Below are 19,807 nucleotides of genomic sequence, written 5' to 3'. Positions count from 1 at the left end.
TGGTACAAATGTATAATTAATTTTCAAAAATTTTAAATTTTCATCAAAAATTATTCGTTTAAGCTACAGAATATTGTAAAAAACCAATATATTTTACGATACTCATCAATTTAATTATTGTATATAAAATATTGATTTTCAATAGATGGAACTTACAAAAACTACGATGTCTGAATTTTGATGACTATCTTTTCGTTATAGAACCTTAATAATAAATTTTCGTGTTATCAATCCTAACAATGTTCAGTTTTTCCATTTTTTTTACGGTTCGGATGAGGGTTTCTACGCGCATTCCGGTAAGGGATGCCAGCTGGTATCTTGTGAAGGGAACGAGAAAGCTGTACTTTTCCTGATATCCGAAATAACTTTTGAGATGGTCAAGAAGCTTCTGGATCTTGATCTGGGGATCGAGAATGGCCAAGAAAGAGGAAACCAGATACCGGAAATGCAGCCTTTCCGCAGTATAACGGTTGATTTTGAAAAAAAGCTGTGGATTTTCATGAACCATTTTCAGGTATGCTGTTTTATTCAGTTTGATTATGGTACAGCCTGTTACGGCAATGGCGTTCATGGCATACTGCTTTTCCGTCAGCAGATAGATTTCACCAAAGCAATGCCCATCGTACGGAAAACCGTGTACGAATTCTTTACCGTCCTCAAAAAAATTATTGAGCTTTACCACGCCCGTCCTTATCTGAAAATAAAATTGAGACTGCCCTCCTTCCCTGAAGATATATTCATCCTGCATAAAATCCTGCAGTACGGCTCCGTATTCAAATAAAATCTCTTCTGATATAATCATATAGTGATTATTGCTGTATTTTTTAGGTAAAATTAAAAAAATTACCTGATATTATCAATCTAAAGCAATAAAATTAACGATATTAAGAATAATCAGCTAACCATAATCGGTATATTTTACATGAAATGAAGCAAAAAACTGATTAGAAAATGTATACTTTTTGGTTTCTTATCAACCTCCTGATTTAAAAAAGGAGACGGATTGGTGCTACCTTGCTCCTGGATATTTTTGATGATCCATGCTGATTATTTTCAATAAACAAATCGTGTCTTCGCCCAGCCCGATTGCTTTTATCCTTCTTCCAAAAGAATTCCGTATATTTATAATTCATGAACAGAAACGAATCCTTATATTGATATGATTTCCCACAATATTTATCTCGATCATAACGCGACCACGAAACTTGACGGAAACGTATTGGAAGCTATGATTCCTTTCTTCACGGAACATTACGAAAATCCCGGTAGCAGCCATCTCGCGGGACTTACCGTTGATGAATATATCGAAGAGGCCTTCAGACAAGTAGCCGATCTTATCGGATGCCGTACGAATGAGATTATATTTACTTCCGGAGCAACGGAATCCATCAATCTTGCCATTCGGGGGATTTCTCATGGCGAAAGAAATCATCTGGTGACTTTGTGTACGGAACACAAAGCGGTTCTGGATACGGTGAAAGATCATGCGGAAAAAAGTCATTTAAACTGCTCCATTCTTCCGGTTCAAAACGATGGGCTGGCTGATCTTGACCTTCTTGAACAGGCCATTACAGGTAAAACCCTTCTTGTCAGCGTCATGTTGGTGAATAATGAAACGGGAACCATTCAGTATATTAAAGAAATCAGCGAACTCGTACACGCTAAAGGTGCTTTTTTATTGTGTGATGCCACTCAGGCTGTAGGAAAAATCCCGGTAAATGTCCAGGAGTTGGGAATCGATCTGATGGCTTTTTCCGCTCATAAGTTTTACGGACCGAAAGGCATCGGTGCCCTGTATGTTTCGAAAGACGTAAAAAAGTATTTGAGTTCCCAGATCACCGGCGGCGGACAGCAGAAAAACAGGCGAAGCGGCACTTTGAATGTGCCGGGAATTATCGGGATGGCGAAAGCATGTGAAATAGCCAAAGAAAGCATGGATCACCATGCCGCTTATGTAAAAAACCTCCGTGACAGACTGGAAAACAGACTGCTGGCTATTGACGGGACCTCAGTAAATGGCTCCCTCAGGCACCGGATTTTCAATACCACGAACGTGGTATTTAAAAATGTATTCTCAGAACAGCTGATTATGGCTTTACAGCATATTTCAGTATCCAGCGGATCGGCCTGTTCTTCGGCAACTACCGAACCGTCGCATGTGCTTAAAGGTTTAGGATTAAATGACGAGGATGCTTTGTGCTCCATCAGGTTCAGCCTGGGAAAAGATAATACAAAAGAGGAAATTGACGTTGTGGTCAGGAGAATTTCGGAATTGGTAGCGCAGTTCAGGTAAAATGATCGGAAAAATTTTACCACAAAAGATTTAAAAAGACATACATTCTGTTTAGTAAAGCTGAATATTACACTCCGGATAAGTTCGCAAAAGCTTAAAAAAAATCTTTGATTTTTAATCTTTTTTCTAAGACATACGCAATGCATCAAAGTCTTTTTCTGTGACCTATGTGTTAAATTAAAGCAGTATAATGCACAAAATCTACAAGTTTCTTTCAATTTAAATATCGTACATAAAAAAGGGCCGAAGCCCGTTTCTGTTGATTATCGAAATTATTACTCCAGCAGGTAATCAAAATGGATCGGCAGGTCGTAAATTCTTTTGCCGGTGGCATGATAAACTGCATTGGTAATTGCCGGCGGCATGCCGACCCCACCTATTTCTCCGACCCCTTTTATACCTAGATCATTTACGAAATTATCCTCTTCTTTGATAAATAACACCTGCAAATCATGAATATCCGCATGAACAGGAATATGGTATTCCGCCAGGTCATCATTCATGTATTTACCAAGTGTATGATCGGTAATCGTCTCTTCGTGGAGCGCTTTGCTGATTCCCCAGATCATCCCTCCCAGCAGCTGGCTTTCGGCCGTTTTAGGGTTGATAATCCTTCCGGCAGCTACTGCCGTTAAGGCTCTTTTCACTTCGATCACGCCCAGTTCTTCATCCACTTCCACTTCTACAAAGACCGCACTGTGAACGGCCCTCGCCTTTTTTCCGGACGTCAGGGGATTAGGCATGGCCGAATTTTTCGTGCGGATTTCCTTTCCGTCGTTGTGCTTCATAATTTCATCATAACTGATTTTCTTTTCAGGATCACTTTTAAGCATAATATAACGGTTCATGAATGCCACCTCTTCCAGTTTTGTGTCGGCAAACACCGATTTTTCCATCGATTTTGCTATTTTCAGCAGTCTTTTATTTAAAGCTTCGCAGGCGGCCTTCACAGCCGGACCCACCGTCGCTGTGGTAAAAGATCCTCCCTGGATCGGAGCAAATGGCATTTTGCTGTCAGCATAAGAAAAGGTAACTTCTTCCACCGGCAATCCCAGCTGATCGGCCGCGATCTGCGTCATTACGGTTAATGTTCCCGTTCCGATATCGGTAACGGCACTTTTAACCTCTACCTTTCCATCTGCAGTAAGGATGGCTTCAGCTCTGCCAAGAATACGGTTGGCATCCCAGATACCGGTGGCCATTCCATACCCTATGAGCTTATTGCCACGCTTCATGCTTCGCGGAACCGGATTGCGCTGATCCCAGCCGAACTGCTTTGCACCCTGCAGATAACATTCTTTCAGTTCCTTGCTGGAATATTCCTTTTCGCTGCTTTGGTCGACCATCGAATAATTGATGAGCCTCAGCTCTACAGGATCAATATTCAGCTGATAAGCAATTTCATCCATGGTAACTTCAATGGCATGCATTCCGGTACTTCCTCCAGGCGCACGCATGTCCAGAGGACTGTATACGTCCAATGGAATTACTTTGTGTTTTAATAGTGTATTTTTTGCGGGATACAGCATATTGGCCCAGTTGACCACAATTTCCACATAATCTTCAAACTGTGAGGTTTCACCGGTTGCTTCGTGAAATATGGCATTTACCTTTCCATTTTCATCCGCTCCGAATTTGGTATGCTGCATCGTGGGCGGACGGTGACCGATCATGTACATCTGCGCACGGTCCAGCGTTACCCTAATATTCCTTTTTAAATACAGAGAAGCCATCACCGCCATAAACAGCTGGTGCTGCGGCCGGAGTCCGGATCCGAACCCTCCGCCGACAAAGGGCGAAATCACCTGTACATTTTTCATTTTAAGCCCGAAAACATTCGCTACGTACATCTGGGAATTAATGGTCCCCTGGGTTTTATCGTAAATTTTTAATTTGCCTTCGCCTTCGTAAATCACCGTAGATGCAAAAAGTTCCATCGGGTTATGATGTTCTGTACCATGACTGAACCGGCTGTCTGTTTTTGCAAAAGATTCTTTGTAGGCTTTATCAAAATCGCCTTTCGGTTTTGGCGGAGGCGGTTTAAGCAGAGAAGCGAGCCCTTTTTTAGGATCGCGGGCTTTTTCAAGATTGGCAGCCATTTCTGTACTAAATCCTTCGGTTTCATATTCAACAGTGATTTTAGCTGCCGCATATCTGGCCATTTCAAATGTTTCGGCAATTATCAGGGCAATCGGCTGCCCATTATAGCGGATAATATTGTCTTTCAGTGGTTTGAAAACCGTTCCCGGAGGAGCATCCATATCCGCATACTGGAAATCGAACCAGGCAGTAGAGGGTCTGTTCTCATGCGTTAATATTTCAATGACCCCGTCCAGTTTTTTAACTTCCGAAGTGTCGATGTTTTTAATTTTCCCTTTGGTTATGGTGCTGTTGACCACATAGCCGTATAAAAGACCGTCCGTATTGTAATCGCCGGCATATTTTGCGCTGCCGGTAACTTTAAGAGCGCCTTCCAGGCGGTTATGCGGCTGTCCTATCGATGGTAAATTTTTCATAAATGATTTCTGGTTTGGTGTTGGAATAACTACAGGGATGGTTTTGCGCCCGGCCTCTGAGAATCAGGTTCCAGGGCCATCATACAGTTCCGGATGATGGCTTTTCTGGCAAGCTTAATTTTGAAACGGTTATGTTTAAATCCTTTGGCATCTGCAAGAATAATCTCCGCTGCCTGGGCAAAATGTTCCCTGTCCGGCGATTTTCCTTTAAGATACTCTTCAGCTTCATACGAACGCCACGGCTTATGTGCCACGCCACCTAACGCAATCCTTGCTTCAGTAATCCTATTATTTTCAATCTTGAATGCAGTTGCTACGGAGACCAGTGCAAAAGCATAGGAGCTTCTGTCCCTTAGTTTCAGATAGGAATAATTTTGTGAGAAGTCCTCATTGGGGAGTTCGATAGCGGTGATAATTTCTCCTTCTTTCAGATTATTATCGATTTCCGGACTGTTTCCCGGCAGCCGGTGAAAGTCTTCAAAGTCGATCTGTCGCTTTCCTTCTGCGCTCTTCACATGCACGGTTGCGTTCAATGCCGCCAACGCCACGCACATATCGGAAGGAAATACGGCAATACAATCCTGAGAATGTCCCAGAATCGCATGAATACGGTTATATCCTTTAACAGCAGGACATCCGGAGCCCGGTTCTCTTTTGTTGCAGGGCACATGTGGATCGTAAAAATAATAACACCTTGTTTTCTGCAGTAAATTCCCACCGTTGGTCGCCATATTCCGGATTTGTCCGGAAGCACCCGCCAAAATTGTTCTGGAAAGCAAAGGGTATTTTTCTTCGATCACAGGATGATAGGCCGTTGCAGCATTGGTCATTAAAGCACCAAGAAGTACACTGCCCGTCTCCGTTTCCGTAAGTGCATCCATTCCTGAAATTCCGTTGAGATCTACCAGGGTATTTGCTTCTACAACGAAATATTTCATCAGATCGACGATATTGGTACCGCCGGCAATGGCTTTGTTGCCCTTATGGTCTTTCAGCAATACCGATGCATCGGAAAGTTCTTTTATTTTAGTGTAGGAAAAGTTGTTCATTCTGTTTCGTTTTTTACCGACATGATCGCATTGATAATCCCTCTGTTAGCTCCGCAGCGGCAAAGGTTTCCGCTCATCAGGTCCTGCACATCTTCCCTGGTTTTGGCCTTGCCTTCTTCGAGCATACCTACTGCACTGCAAATCTGCCCGGGTGTGCAATAACCGCACTGGAAAGCATCATGCTCTATAAATGCTTTCTGTACCGGGTGTAAATTGTCCGGACTGCCAATGCCTTCAATGGTCGTTATTTCAGAACCATCTTTCATCACCGCCAAAGTAAGACAGCTTAATACTCTTTTGCCATCTACCAATACCGTACACGCCCCGCATTGTCCGTGGTCGCATCCTTTTTTGGTTCCGGTAAGATTGAGGGTGTGTCTGAGGGTATCCAGAAGAGAAACCCAGGGCCTGAGCTCAAGCCGGTGCAGGTGTCCGTTTACCGTTAAGGCAACCGACTGATTATTCTGATCAAGCATAATGTTGAGTTTTGATGTTGTATTGGGTATGCAAAAAAAGAACCGTAATCGGGGATTACGGTAAAGTGAGGTATGTAAAAACGGACAGCTTATAACGCAGTGTTCCGTTACACTTAAAATCTTTTCATATGCCTTACGGTTACGGCTGTGACAGAGGGATTTTAGCTTATTTAAAAATATGCATTCCGGTTATTAAGAATGTATCTAAATTTAATTTAAAACAATCTGGCGCAGATTATGCAGATTTTTCCGGGTGAAATCAAATGGTTCAGCAGTATCAACAATAACACTATCACTCATGGCGTTTTCCCTTTTTCACTTCAAAAACGTGGAGCACCTGCGGAAATAGAGATTGCATATATTCGGTGGCGCCTTTCTCGGAGCCGGGGAATGTAAGGACGAAAGTATCTCCGCTGAAACCTGCAATTCCTCTGGAAAGCATGGACGTTTTGATACGTTCCTGCCCGTAGGCCCTCGCCGTTTCCATGATCCCGGGCATTGGCCTGTCGATCATAGGCAATAAAGCATCAGGAGTAATGTCCCGTGGTGAAATGCCGGTCCCACCGGTGAAAATCACCAGATTGATCCCATCATTTTTATAAGTGGAAAGTGCCTGCTGAATTTCTTTTACCTCATCCGGAACCACAAGATAATCAATATTACCCAATTCAAGTTCCTGTAGTTTCTGAACAATTATTTTTCCCGAAGTATCCTCATTCTCTCCATTGTAAATACTGTCTGAACAGACCACCACAGCCGCTTTCAAAGTTTCGGTACTGTATTTTTTATTACCGGATTTACCCCCTTTTTTTTCCAGCAGCCTGATGTTATGGATTTCCACATTTTTATCGATCGGCTTCAGCATGTCATACATCACGAGTGCGGCTACCGATGCGCCGTGCATGGCTTCCACCTCCACCCCGGTTTTATAAATCGTATGGACTTCTACCGAAATGATAACCGACAAATCCTCAATCTGATAAGTAATGGCCGTATATTCTACCGGCAGCGGATGGCAGTCGGGGATGACGTCACTTGTTTTCTTTACGGCAAATAATGCGGCGGCCCTGGAAAATTCAAATATATCCCCTTTCGGAACCTTCCGCTGCCGGATGGCTTGGATGGTGGCTTCGGATGAGGTTTTTACGGTGGCAGTAGCCATCGCCTTTCTTAATGTTGATGATTTATGGGTAATGTTGACCATTTTAGAAGTTTAAAAGTTTTTGGTTCAAAGTTCAGAGGCTAATCCGTAAATGTCGGAGATTAATTCTTCATGCAATCATTTGCAATTGATGTTGTTTGGTAATCTGATCCTGTTTTAATGTTGACTCTATAATAAGCCACAGGGATTTATTCTTTTTTAAAGACGGGCTAAAGCCCATCCCTATTGACATTCATAATACTTTTTATCAAACTGATCTGAATTCATTCAACTATTTATCGATTGATTTTCCATTGATGGGAATTGTCTCCGAAAATTTCCCGGCCCCAGATCGGAAGCTCTTTTTTGATGCGCTCCACGAGTTCATTGCAGCTTTCCATGGCAGCGACTCTGTGCTTTGACGATGTGAATACGAACAGGCAAATCTCTCCTGTCCGTATCATACCCAGGCTGTGGTAGATATGCATGCAGGTAAGATTATATTTGGTAAAAATCTCCTCACGTATCTGGTGCATCTTTTCCAGTGCCATTTCTTCATAGGCTGTATATTCAATCGCTGCTACGGGTTTTCCGCCGACCACATCTTCCCGGATCTGGCCCAGAAAAATGCTGTGCGCACCGATCTCTTTTTTCGCGGAGTGTTTTGCTATGCTTTCAGAAATGAATAATGGGTCAATAGCTCCTTGTCTAAATATGTTTTTAATCTCTCTGTTCATTTTTTTTCTGTATTAAAGCCAGTATTCCGCCTTTAAGATGACTGGGTTTCGATGATGCCTTTCTAAGGCGAATAAAAATTTCCGCAGCTTTAAGGCTCCGATTTCCGCCCTGACAGAAAAAGGCTATTTCCGTTTCCGGGATTTCGGTAATGGATTCTTCCAGCCGCGATAAAGGAATATGGAGATGGGTAAAAGCAGCTACAGGGAGCTCCTCTTTTTCCCTTACATCGATGGCAGTAATTTTACCATTCTTTATTTTGTTTAAAAAATCTTCAGGATCTAAAGCCTGGATTTCAGGATGAGACCATCCGCAAAGCCATTGGTAATCTGTTTTTTCAAGTTCTTCCCTGTTTTTCGGCATCAGCTTTTCGGAATCTTTAGTTTTGGACAGTTCAAGAATCATTGTTTCATACGTGAGCATGCTGAACATCAGGAGACGACCAGTTAAACTTTCGCCAATTCCGGTAATCAGCTTGATGACTTCATTGGCCTGCATCATCCCGATCATCCCAGGAAGTACACCCAATACGCCCGCGACATTACAGTCCTGGACTTCACCGGGAGACGGAGGTTCAGGAAAGAGATCGCGGTAACTGATGTACTGTCCCCGGTCATTAAGTCCGAACACCGCCACCTGTCCTTCATACTGAGAGACCGCTCCGAAAACCAAAGTCTTTTGCAAGAGATAGCAGGCATCACCGATCAGATATCTCGTGGCAAAATTATCCGTAGCATCCACCACCAGGTCATATCCTGAAATCAGATGCCAGACATTTGAGGTGGTAACTTCTTGGGTATACTCCGTAATGGTAATTTCGGGATTTAAAGCGGCAAGTTTTGCTGCTGCCGTTATCGCTTTCGGTTTTCCTGTTTCGGCTGTTGTATAGAGGGTCTGTCTTTGCAGGTTGCTCAGCGAAATCCTGTCATGATCCGCAATCCCGATGGCTCCTACACCTGCAGCTGCAAGATACTGCAGAACAGGGCAGCCCAATCCGCCGGCACCGATCACGAGGACCTTTGCCTTCAAAAGTTTTTCCTGTCCCGCTTTTCCGAACCCCGAAAGGCTGAAATGCCGGGAATACCTGTCGTTCGGCTGCTCCATATTATCCTCCGGAATAAGGCGGCATCAGGGCCACCGTATCACTATTGTTAAGTACCGTATTTTCTTCAGTTATTTTTTTATTGACTGCAACGGCATATTTCATATCAGCAAGCTGCGGAAAAAGCCCAGACAGCTGTTTTTTTAATGCTTCGGTATCGGATGCGGAGACAGAAAACTCTTTCCCTGTAATCTCGGCGATCTTCCCGAAGGATATTACTTTTACTTCCATATCAATCCACTTTTTTTATAGTAATTTCGGAAATATTTTTAACATACCTTCTTCCTGTAGCGCGGTCTCCCGGTGTAATTAAAGTAATCCCGTCTTTTGTACCGGAAGTCGGGATTCCGTTCTCGCCTGTTACCAGCATAGTGCGATCACCGGCTTCCGTGTTGAAGACCTCGTTCCAGGAATAGACCACTTTGTAACCGTCATCTGCCGTACACACCATATAGAAAGTGCTGAGCTCCTTTGGTGAAGGGGAATTGAAGGTCACCTGACTTAAAACATCCTTTAGCAAAACGCCTTTCAGATTTTTAAGGTTTTTCTTAAATTCCATTTTATGGTTCAGGATATCGATGCTTTTTACTTCATGCTCCGTATATTTTTTAAGATCTTCGTAGGTAACGGTTACCGGATTGCTGATCGCCCCTTTAATTCTAACAGAGCTTTTCTGTGCCTGCAGGAATACGGTGAAAAACACGAATATAGTTGCGAAATATTTCATGTTTAAGCTTTTGTAAATAAGAGTTTATAAGAGGCCATCAGTAAAACGGTTGCCAGCACATATTTTAAGACATTCTGATTGAATTTTTTCGATCCCAGGTAAGCACCTAAAAGTCCTCCTGTAAAGGCAACGATCACATACATCACCATATTGTCGGTAAATTTGATCCCCTGTGTGAGCATTCCACCCAGTCCGGAAAGCGAGTTCACGAATATAAATGCCGCGCTGATGGCTGCCGTCTGTTTCTGGTTGGTCCATTTAAGCAACAGTAAAATCGGGGAAAGAATGATGCCGCCCCCAATACCGATCATCCCGGATAATAACCCGACAATACCTCCGATAACTACTGCTACTGCAATATTCTGATCCTTCAGTTCATGATCCTCCGTATTCCTGAAAAAGAAAAACCGGATGACCGGGAACAGCAGAAGAACGCCCAGAATACGTTTATAAATATTTTCTTCCACCGTCATCATTCCGCCGATAAAAGCAAGCGGTATGGAAGCAGCGGCAATGGGTATAAACAATTTTTTCGAAAAATATCCGCCCCGGTAATATTGGATGAACGACGTAAGTGATACAAACAGGTTCAGGACCAGAGCCGTGGGTTTCATTTCTTCGGGGGCCACCCCATACAGCGCCATGAGCGCGAGATAACCGCTTGCTCCGCCGTGGCCGACCGCTGCGTAGAAAAATGCGACGATAAAAAGGATTGCATAAAACAGTTCTATACTCATTAATTCTTTTTTAAATGTAAATTATACGGGCAACAAATGGATTTCTACGGAATCATCTTTCTTACATCCTGTTGATTCTTCAGGCAGTACCAGAAAACAATTGGCATGGGCGAAAGAATGCAGCCTGTACGATTCCTGGGCGTGAAGCGGCGTTACTTTGCCTTCTTCATAAAAAGCCTTGAGAAAATGCGTCAGTCCGGTAGGTTTTGTGTAATCATGGGTTGCCACTGCACGGAGTTGCTGTATTGAATTTTTTAATCCTGAAAGCTGCTCAACGGCCGGCAGAACATATTCGTAAAAACAGGTCAGTGACGAAGAGGGATTTCCCGGCAGTCCGAACACAAGCTTTTCTCCTTTGATTCCGAAGAACAAGGGTTTTCCGGGTTTCTGTTTTATTTTATGGAATTTTTCTTCGATTCCGCATTGTTCTGCAGCACGGGTTACGAAATCGTAATCGCCGACGCTCACGCCTCCGTTAAGCAGAACCATATCACTTATTGCCAAAGCCTGTTCCAGAATCTGCTGTAGCATTTCGGGATCATCTTCAGCCCTGAAAATATGAATTTCTTTAACCCCCGTTTTTTCCAGTGCCGCTCTAAGCTGATAGGAATTTGCTTCATAAACCTGTCCGAAAGCCAGTCCGTTCCCCGGATTCTGAAGTTCGTTTCCTGTTAAGATGATCGCGACTACCGGTGGACGATACACCTCAACCTGATCCTTCCCTATTCCGGCCAGAAATCCGATGGCTGCCGGACTTAATACCGTTCCTGCAGTCATGGCAACTGCGCCCTGCTTCACTTCCGATCCTTTCGGACGCACGTTGAGTCCCAGGCTAAGGTTTTCATCGTTAATGATCAGCTGATGGTTTTCTACCGTTATTTTTTCCTGCATCACTACAGTATCGGCACCTTCCGGCAACGGTGCTCCGGTAAAAATCCTGGAAGCCTGGCGATTTTTTATGTGTAATGCTGTTGTAGTTCCCGCCGCCATGACGCCACTGATCTCCAATGGCACGTCTTTATCTTCAAATTTTAAAGCATAACCGTCCATGGAGGATTGCGGAAAACCGGGAATATCCGTACCGGCAATTACCTCGGCAGAAGTAACCAAGCCCGCTGCTTGATAAAGTGGCAATACTCTTGTTGTCCGTTCCGGTAGATTATTAAGAATGATATTTTTTGCTTCTGTAACTGAAATCATGAGTTGATTAATTTTTTATAGTCTTCCGGGGTATCAATATCCCACCGGCCCTGCTCAAAAGGTATGGAATCCGTATCATCTAGGTAGTGCAGAATCAGCTTCCGGGCTCCTTCCTGGCCTTTCAGGGTTAATAATTCCTGTATATACGAACTACTGAAAAGCACCGGAACGCCTAACGTTTCTGCATAAGCCGATGCTATAATTCCTTTCGGTGAAGTATTTTTTTTCTCAATTAAAGCTTTAAAAACAGAAGAGGTGATAAAAGGCTGATCACAGACAGTAAAAATAAGCTGTTCCGTTTCCTGAAAACGTTGTAAAGTTTTCTTTAAGCCTACTTTGAGGGAAGACGCCATGCCTTCTGACCAGTTTTCATTTCTAACTTGATGAAGACCGGTGATCTGTTCCGCAATCTGCGGATTTTCTTCTCCTGTTACCACTACTACTTTTTCAGTGATGAGTAATGCTTCGTCTGCGGTATGCCTTAACAGGGTTTTGCCTTTATAATTCAATAATTGTTTGGGTTCGCCCAATCTGGATGAGCTTCCTGCTGCGAGAATGATGACTGCTGTTGTATTTTCCATTATCCTCCGATGGTTATCATACTGCGGTTTTCGATTTTGGCAGCATCAATGTTCTGAAATATTCCCTCAAACTGTCCGCCTAAGGCTTTTGCTTTGGACAGAATGGTGGTTTCAATTAAAGGAATAATATTTTCTCCGTTTCGTAAAGCTGTCAGGAGATCGGTTTCCCCTTTGGAAAACAGGCAGTTTTTAAGCTTGCCGTCTGCCGTTAACCGGATCCTGTTGCAGGATGAACAAAAAGGTGCACTCATCGTACTGATCACCGCAAAATTGCCGGTAAATCCCGGAATTTTAAATCTTTTGGCCGTATCGTGTGCTTCATGGGGTAATGTGATAAGATCGTACCTGGTTTGTATTTCACGAAGAATTTCCTCCAGCGTCACGACCTGGTTGCTCGTCCAACGGTTACCGCTGAACGGCATAAATTCAATAAACCGTACTTCTACATTATGATGTCTGGTCATTTCAACAAAATCGTTGATTTCATCGTCGTTGAGGTCTTTCATCAGAACCACATTGATTTTCACCCGGAAATTATTTTCCAGTACAACCGCAATACTGTCCTTTACTTTATTAAAAAGATCCCGTCTTGTAATCTTCTGAAATTTAGCGGCGTCCAAAGTATCCAGGCTGATATTTACGGTGCTGACATTCGCTGCCAAAAGCTGCGGCAGTAATTCTTTCACCCGTATCCCATTGGTGGTAATGGCAAGTTCGATGCCCAGTTTCCCTAATTTTTCCAGAATCAGTGGTGCATCCTTCCGTACCAACGGCTCTCCACCGGTCAGGCGGATTTTTTTAACTCCTGCAGCCACAAAAATCTTGGCAATTGCTTCGATTTCACCGGGCTGCATCAGCTTTGCCGCAGGAGCAAAGGCATACTTCTCATCGGGCATGCAGTAGAAGCACCGAAGATTGCAGTTGTCGGTGAGAGAAATCCTGAGATAGTCGTGTATGCGTCCGAAGGTGTCCGTTATCATATTTTATTGGGCATCACCATTGATGGCTTGGTGAATTTTATTTTTTTTATACCGTAATGAGTTTCCTTGTTTATTTTCGAGCACCGCTTTTATTTCAGCAACGATGGAAAGGGCAATCTCTTCTGAAGTTTCCGCTCCGATATCGAGTCCGACAGGACCGTAGATCCTCTGCATCTGTTCTTCAGAAACCTCAACACTTTCTTCTGTAAGATCACTGAGCATTCGGTTGAGCTTTGATTTCGGTCCAAGGATACCGATGTAGCGGTTGTTACGGTTCAGCATATTTTTTAAGACTGTAAGGTCGTACCGGTAATTGTGTGTCATTAATACCACAAAGGTATGTTCGTCCACAACGATTTCGTTTAAAAAATCTTCGGCACTGACCACTTTTACCGTTTTCGCTAAAGGAAATCTTTTTTCCGTGGCGTGGCTTACCCGGCCTTCTGCCACCGTCATTTCCCAGCCCATGACAGATGCGATTTCAACCAATGGCTTCACATCATTTCCGGCCCCTGCAATCACCAGGGATACGGCAGGCGGAAGATATTCGATTAACGCCTCAAAGGGAATATTATCATGAACAATGCTTTTAACAGCAGACAGCCGATTTTCCAAAACTTTTTCTACATCCTGAATTAAGTGGTCAAAATGATGGCTTTCCGGAAAGGCGGCATACTGACTGTAAAAAAGAACCGTGCCGATCTGAGGGGTTCCTCTTTCTAATGAGAAAATACAGGTAAGTACTGAATCCCGGCGTTCTTCCGCCGCTTTTATCAAAAGATCTACCGGGTGGCCCTGATCGTAATTGATATATTCGAATAAAATATGCACAATCCCGTTGCAGCCTAACTGTACGCCGAAATCCGAATCTTCATCATTGCTGGTATCATAAGTAATCAGCTTATTCTGCTCCTGATGAATGGCAAGCAGCGCTTTTTTCAGGGCATCTCCTTCCAGGCACCCTCCGCTGATGGCCCCGGTAAGCTCCCCGTCTTCGGTGATGAGCATCCGGGCTCCTGGTTGCCTGTATGAGGAACCTTCCACCTTCACGACTGTCGCTAAAGCCGTTTTCTTACCTGCGGCTTTCGCTTTTCGGTAAGCTTTTATGATATCATTGATTTCCTTCATACCTCATCCGGCATTATCCTGTTTATTTTTTCTCCATTTTTCCGGATTATCTCAAAGTATCAAAAATTAAGCTAATCATTCATATTCTCTGAAAAAAGCGTAAAATTTAAATCAGAAAAATTTAATATGTACCACGCTAAATCAGCATTCCGCTGATCCTTACCGGCTTTTATGTAAGCTTAAAGATTCACCCTTGTATCCAACCTTTACATATTTTACAGTTTCGCCAGATCAAACGGCAGGGTTCTGATGCGTTTTCCGGTAAGGTCGAAGATGGCATTAGCCAGCGCCGGGGCAAATGGCGGAAGTCCCGGTTCTCCTACTCCTCCCGCATCTTCCTTATTTTCCATGATATGTATTTCAACCGGCGGGATATCGTAAATTCTTGGCAACGGATACGTATTGTAGTTTGCAAAATCCGCCTTTCCGTCGGTAAAGGTCTGTTCATGCATGGTAGCCCCCAACGCCATGACGATGGATCCTTCTACCTGCGCTTCGATGATATCAGGATTGACGTACCACCCGCAGTCGATTACTGCCCAGACCTTATCAATTTTGATTCCTCCGCCTTTGCGTTTGGATACTTTTACGACCTGTCCGACCGTGCTTTTGAAACATTCGGTGATGGCCACTCCGTATCCTGAATGTTCCGAACCGATTTTCCATTGGCTGAGTTCTGCCAGCTTGTCAATAAGCACATGAGTCCTTTCATCATCCATATATTTTCTTCTGAATTCCAGGGAATCCATGCCCATGCTGCGGGCCATTTCATCCATAAAACTTTCATAGGCAAATCCGTTGGTAGAAGCATAAACAGACCTCCACCACAATACGGGAACAGGCGTCTCAAAAGGAATGTCTGAAAATTTAATGTTTTTGATGGTCTTAAAATACGGTTCCATAAAGCCTTCCGTTGTACTCGGATTGGCAGTTCCTTTTTTACCGCTCTGCCAGTGGTTGATATTCTGCCCCACCATCCTGAACTTAAGATCGGTAATTTTTCCGTTTTCGATAATTCCTTCTCCGCGATAAGAAACACCCGGCCTGAAAGGTCCCTGTGTCGCATCGTCTTCCCGTGACCAGACCACCTGTACCGGAGCGTTGATCCTTTTGGAGATGGCTACCGCTTCATTGGGATAATCGGTAAATGCCTTCCTTCCGAATCCGCCGCCCAGAAACGTCATGTTGACGGTTACATTTTTAGGATCCATCTCAAATGCTTTGGCCACATCTTTCTGAATCCAGTCGGGTGCCTGGATAGGTCCCCAGATTTCAATTTTGTCTTTTTGATAATATGCGATACAGTTGATCGGCTCAAGAGCTACATGCGACTGGTAAGGCGTCATGTAAACCGCTTCAATTTTCTTCCGGTTACCACTTGCCGTCGTACTAACAGTTCCCTGTTCTTTAGCGGTTAATCCTTCTTCCGTAAGAAGCAACTCCTGATGTTTTTTATAAATATCCGGGGTGTTTACATGCTCAAAACCGCTATCATCCCAGACGACTTGAAGAGCTTTCCGACCCTCTAAGGCTGCCCAGCTGTTGTCTGCAATTACGGCAACGCCTTCACGGTCGGTATCCCATACTTTCATTGTGATTTTAATGACATCTTTTACACCTTTTACTTTCCGCGCCTGAGAATCGTCGAAACTCGCCACCTTTCCCCTCAGCCTGGGATTCCGTTCTACAGAAGCGAAGAGCATTCCCGGAAGTCTTTTATCCAGTCCGAATACGGCAGCACCGTTTGTCTTTAATGGGGTATCGATTCTTTTGATGGGTTTTCCGATGATCTTATATTCCGAGCGTGGCTTCAGGTCTACTTTTTCAGGAGGCGTAAGTTTGGATGCTTCCGCTACCAGCTCACCGTAGTGGAATTTACGGGAAGTTTTCTGATGAATAATGTTACCACTGCGGGCCACACATTCCGCCAGCGGAACATTCCAACGCCTGGATGCTGTCTGGCGCAGCATTTCGCGTGCTGTGGCACTAAGTTTTAAAAGGTTTTTATAGGAAGTCCTGATCGTAGAACTTCCCCCGGTAATCTGGCTTCCATACTTCGTGCTTCCCTGTGCGAAAATAACTTCGATCTGCCCGAGATCCACTTCCAGCTCTTCTGCAATGATCTGCGGCACGGAATGATAAGAGCCCTGCCCCATTTCCGCCCGGTGATCGACCAGCGTAATTTTACCTGCAGTATTGATCATGATCCACGCATTCATTTCGACGTTTTCCGCCAGAGCTGCTCCTTCCGTAATAACCGATGCTTTTGAAATACCCGGAAATATCCCCAGACACAAAGCCGCTCCGCCTAATCCTGCCAGCTGCAGGAATTTTCTTCTTGAAAAATCTGTTTCTTTAGCCATATTCCTGTTTTATTTAGCGGGAGCATACGCTCCGGTGGTTAACCATGTGATCCAGGCTTTTTTAAATTCCGCATGGGTCAAAGGCGGTTTCTTCAGTCCGTCTGCCGGATTAAAACCTGCCAGTACCAGACCGTCGTCAGCATGCTTGATGAGATCTTCCATGTTTTTGTTTCCGTTTTCTTTTTTATTAAGCAGCTGTTTGGCCAGCTCATGAGCTGTTTTGCCTTCGAAGACCATTTTCATATTGGCTGGCGGAAGGTGCCATTTCGGGTTTCCGGGCGGCATATGAAGCCCCGGCGTATTTTCGTCTTGGTGGCAGTTGGCACATTTCATGGCATACAGTCCCTTGCCGTTCGGCCCGCGCTGGGGATACATCTGGTGAACATGGCTGTCGTCGCCCTGTAACGGAATATCACCGGCCGGATGGCAGTTGAGGCATCTCGGGCTCATCAGAACTTTATATACCTCGCCGAATGCTTTCACTGAGGCGATGCTGTCTTTTTTCACCACAGAAATTGGAGAATAGGTCTTGCTTATATTTCGGTTTACCATCCCGAAGGCACTGGCTGAAATGGCTACTACAAAGAATCCCTGGAATAGATGCGCGGGCCTTAATTTTATATTTTTGAAAAATGTTATCATAATCTTTCGTTTCAAATTAAACCGTTCCTTTTTTCTGTAACTCTGCAGCGATCTTTATGGCTTTCCTTACACGGGAATAGGTACCGCAACGGCATAAGTTCCCGGCCATGGCCAGATCGATATCCTCATCCGTCGGCGAAGGATTTTCCCTTAAAAGCACCGCTGCCGCCATAATCTGACCGGAATGGCAATAGCCGCACTGTGGTACATCGATTTCCTGCCAGGCTTTCTGAACGGGATGGTCATTGTGCTGTGATAAGCCTTCAATGGTTACTATTTTCTTTCCGACGGCTCTTTTTACTTTGGTAATGCAGGATCTTACCGCCTCCCCGTCCAGATGCACCATGCAGGCACCACATTGGGCGACACCGCATCCGAACTTGGTTCCGGTAAGGCCTATGATGTCCCTGATTACCCACAGGATTGGCATATCTTCGCTGACATCCAGGGTATGGGTTTTTCCGTTAATATTCAATGATATCATATCAGTATTTTATTTGTAATTTATCTGGTTAATAAAAGGTGTTTGATGTAATAATTAATTTCATGATGCTTAACCTTCAAATCAACGATATATTATTCATCTAAATATAGGTATTTTTTAAAAATTATTAACCATAAAATATTTTAATTGGAATAATATAAACCGGAAGTATTAACGAGGCTAATGAGATGGATGCAGGAAGATGGATGCAGGAATTTTTTCTTGTTAAGGGTACAGCTAAAGGTACTGATTATCAAATGGCACTTTACTATTATGTTAAATTAACTTCTTAAATTCAAATTTATCTTTTATATTCTATTGGTTTCTAATCCTTTAAGTGATTAAAAACAAATCAAATATTACTAAAATTCAAATTATTATTAATAAAATAAATTGCTTGTATCGTAAGATCAGCTACGCCGACTGCCGGTAAAAAATACCACACTCGATAAGTTCATGCCTGTTTTCTTTAAAATTATCTGTAACTTGGGTTAACCACCCAGATTATTATGAAAGATTTTATCAGCATAAAAACCATCCTGGTCGCTACGGATTTTACTACAAGATCCGAACAGGCAGTAAAAGTAGCCGTTCATATGGCCCAACGCCATAATGCCCGGATCATCCTTTTTTATAACTTCAGCAGTTTTTATATTATCGACAGGACCGGCAGGCAAATGGTGGGTCAGGAAAGCATCGATGAGAATTTCAAACAGATAGAACACCGCCTGAATCTTATTAAGGATCATCTGCGGCAACAGTATAATTTCACAAACTGCAGTACGGTAATCGGAAACAACACACTCATTTACAGCCTCAATAAAACGATAGATGAAGAATCCGCAGACCTCGTTATTACCGGAGCATCCGGAAGGCAGGGAATTAAAGAACTGATTCTGGGATCTTCTTCCTATCAGATTCTTACGGCTGCCAACTGTTCGGTACTGCTGGTTCCGGAGGACTCGCACCAGCTGAATTTCAAAAAGATCCTTGTTCCGGTAAGGGTGCTTGACAAGCTGCACGAAAAGTTCGACCTCTCCAAGCTGATTGCTGAAAAAAACAAAGGAACCATAAGCCTTCTGGGGATTTCACCCGAACAGCAGTTTACAGACATCCGGAGAGCTTATATCGGTCTCAGGAAAGAATTGAGAAGGAGCCATATCGAATACGATTCTTCCTTTATCGTAAGCAACGATAAAGCCCTGGAGATTTCAAAGGTTTCCAACGATTCCGAATTCGATCTGATTATACTGAATTATCAGGATGAAGAAAACTGGAAATCATTTTTCTCAGAAAATTTCCTTAAGCGGATCATCAACCGAACTTCTGTTCCTCTATTGTTCTTTAAAGATTCCAATCAAAACAATATAAAGAAAGATCCTGAAGAAGACACGGGTTACGATATTACCCTGCCATTCCCGGGATAATCTTCTGTAAAAACCAGGCATCATTAAATTAGGTGACCAAAAGAAATTTATTAACATCAAATTCATCATTGCCAATTGTAATCCTATAAGTTCCTTCCATTACAAACAACAGCATATGATCTTCCAAAAACATCATCTTCTTCATATCATGTGCAAATGTACATGATTCAACAACAGAGACATCCTTCATTTCTAAGAAGCTGTTTGAGTTATTTATTTTGAAAAA

Annotated in this window: 20 protein-coding genes; 2 read left to right on the top strand and 18 right to left on the bottom strand. The window is 43.4% G+C overall.

Features of this window, described 5'->3' with window-relative positions; all coding sequences use genetic code 11:
- Positions 1-205: 205 nt before the first annotated feature.
- Positions 206-802: a Crp/Fnr family transcriptional regulator gene (locus ACED20_RS00100; RefSeq protein ID WP_294201914.1), complete on the bottom strand. Its 597-nt coding sequence runs from the start codon at positions 800-802 to the stop codon at positions 206-208.
- A gap of 357 nt (positions 803-1,159) precedes the next feature.
- On the opposite strand from ACED20_RS00100, the gene ACED20_RS00095 reads away from it, so the two are divergent.
- Positions 1,160-2,293, top strand: a complete 1,134-nt coding sequence (locus ACED20_RS00095) for a cysteine desulfurase family protein (RefSeq protein WP_378103225.1) — start codon at positions 1,160-1,162, stop codon at positions 2,291-2,293.
- Between the two features lie 275 nt (positions 2,294-2,568).
- Here ACED20_RS00095 and ACED20_RS00090 read toward each other — a convergent pair whose 3' ends face one another.
- From ACED20_RS00090 to ACED20_RS00015, 16 genes are all read right to left on the bottom strand, one after another.
- Positions 2,569-4,809: a xanthine dehydrogenase family protein molybdopterin-binding subunit gene (locus ACED20_RS00090; RefSeq protein WP_294317067.1), complete on the bottom strand. Its 2,241-nt coding sequence runs from the start codon at positions 4,807-4,809 to the stop codon at positions 2,569-2,571.
- Positions 4,810-4,838: 29 nt separating this feature from the next.
- Entirely contained in the window at positions 4,839-5,858 is a 1,020-nt protein-coding gene (locus tag ACED20_RS00085) for a xanthine dehydrogenase family protein subunit M (protein WP_294317070.1), read from the bottom strand.
- A complete protein-coding gene (locus ACED20_RS00080) occupies positions 5,855-6,334 on the bottom strand; it encodes a (2Fe-2S)-binding protein (RefSeq protein ID WP_294201909.1) in 480 nt (159 codons plus the stop codon). Before ACED20_RS00080 ends, ACED20_RS00085 begins: the two co-directional genes overlap by 4 nt.
- Before the next feature lie 292 nt (positions 6,335-6,626).
- A complete protein-coding gene (gene moaCB, locus ACED20_RS00075) occupies positions 6,627-7,538 on the bottom strand; it encodes a bifunctional molybdenum cofactor biosynthesis protein MoaC/MoaB (protein WP_378103224.1) in 912 nt (303 codons plus the stop codon).
- A gap of 233 nt (positions 7,539-7,771) precedes the next feature.
- Positions 7,772-8,212 (bottom strand): molybdenum cofactor biosynthesis protein MoaE, encoded by a 441-nt coding sequence (locus ACED20_RS00070; protein WP_294236790.1) that lies wholly within the window; start codon positions 8,210-8,212, stop codon positions 7,772-7,774.
- Positions 8,196-9,314 (bottom strand): ThiF family adenylyltransferase, encoded by a 1,119-nt coding sequence (locus ACED20_RS00065; RefSeq protein WP_378103223.1) that lies wholly within the window; start codon positions 9,312-9,314, stop codon positions 8,196-8,198. Before ACED20_RS00065 ends, ACED20_RS00070 begins: the two co-directional genes overlap by 17 nt.
- Position 9,315: 1 nt before the next feature.
- The gene (locus tag ACED20_RS00060) at positions 9,316-9,543 is read right to left on the bottom strand and encodes a MoaD/ThiS family protein (RefSeq protein ID WP_294236784.1); all 228 of its coding nucleotides are present in this window, start codon (positions 9,541-9,543) and stop codon (positions 9,316-9,318) included.
- Between the two features lies 1 nt (position 9,544).
- Positions 9,545-10,039, bottom strand: a complete 495-nt coding sequence (locus ACED20_RS00055) for a molybdopterin-binding protein (protein WP_294229558.1) — start codon at positions 10,037-10,039, stop codon at positions 9,545-9,547.
- A 2-nt stretch (positions 10,040-10,041) separates the two neighbouring features.
- Entirely contained in the window at positions 10,042-10,776 is a 735-nt protein-coding gene (locus ACED20_RS00050) for a sulfite exporter TauE/SafE family protein (RefSeq protein WP_378103222.1), read from the bottom strand.
- A 21-nt stretch (positions 10,777-10,797) separates the two neighbouring features.
- Positions 10,798-11,976, bottom strand: coding sequence for a gephyrin-like molybdotransferase Glp (glp, locus tag ACED20_RS00045; protein WP_378103221.1), 1,179 nt, complete (start codon positions 11,974-11,976; stop codon positions 10,798-10,800).
- Positions 11,973-12,557 (bottom strand): NTP transferase domain-containing protein, encoded by a 585-nt coding sequence (locus ACED20_RS00040; RefSeq protein ID WP_378103220.1) that lies wholly within the window; start codon positions 12,555-12,557, stop codon positions 11,973-11,975. Before ACED20_RS00040 ends, glp begins: the two co-directional genes overlap by 4 nt.
- Entirely contained in the window at positions 12,557-13,537 is a 981-nt protein-coding gene (moaA, locus tag ACED20_RS00035) for a GTP 3',8-cyclase MoaA (RefSeq protein ID WP_294236771.1), read from the bottom strand. Before moaA ends, ACED20_RS00040 begins: the two co-directional genes overlap by 1 nt.
- A gap of 3 nt (positions 13,538-13,540) precedes the next feature.
- Positions 13,541-14,665, bottom strand: coding sequence for an XdhC family protein (locus tag ACED20_RS00030; RefSeq protein WP_294236768.1), 1,125 nt, complete (start codon positions 14,663-14,665; stop codon positions 13,541-13,543).
- Between the two features lie 215 nt (positions 14,666-14,880).
- A complete protein-coding gene (locus ACED20_RS00025; RefSeq protein WP_294236765.1) occupies positions 14,881-17,028 on the bottom strand; it encodes a molybdopterin cofactor-binding domain-containing protein in 2,148 nt (715 codons plus the stop codon).
- A 9-nt stretch (positions 17,029-17,037) separates the two neighbouring features.
- Positions 17,038-17,670, bottom strand: a complete 633-nt coding sequence (locus tag ACED20_RS00020) for a hypothetical protein (RefSeq protein ID WP_378103219.1) — start codon at positions 17,668-17,670, stop codon at positions 17,038-17,040.
- A 16-nt stretch (positions 17,671-17,686) separates the two neighbouring features.
- Complete coding sequence (locus ACED20_RS00015) at positions 17,687-18,154, bottom strand: (2Fe-2S)-binding protein (protein ID WP_294229576.1); 468 nt, start codon at positions 18,152-18,154, stop codon at positions 17,687-17,689.
- A gap of 509 nt (positions 18,155-18,663) precedes the next feature.
- Here ACED20_RS00015 and ACED20_RS00010 point away from each other — a divergent pair.
- The gene (locus tag ACED20_RS00010) at positions 18,664-19,581 is read left to right on the top strand and encodes a universal stress protein (protein WP_294291348.1); all 918 of its coding nucleotides are present in this window, start codon (positions 18,664-18,666) and stop codon (positions 19,579-19,581) included.
- 28 nt (positions 19,582-19,609) lie between these two features.
- Here the strand turns inward: ACED20_RS00010 and ACED20_RS00005 are convergent.
- Positions 19,610-19,807: hypothetical protein (locus ACED20_RS00005; protein WP_378103218.1), on the bottom strand; the 198-nt coding region annotated here is incomplete at its 5' end.

Origin of the sequence: Chryseobacterium sp. sg2396 (assembly GCF_042610505.1) — a bacterium.
GTDB lineage: Bacteria > Bacteroidota > Bacteroidia > Flavobacteriales > Weeksellaceae > Chryseobacterium.
The sequence above is the reverse complement of the archived record's forward strand: the minus strand, read 5'-3'. Positions and strand labels throughout refer to the sequence as shown.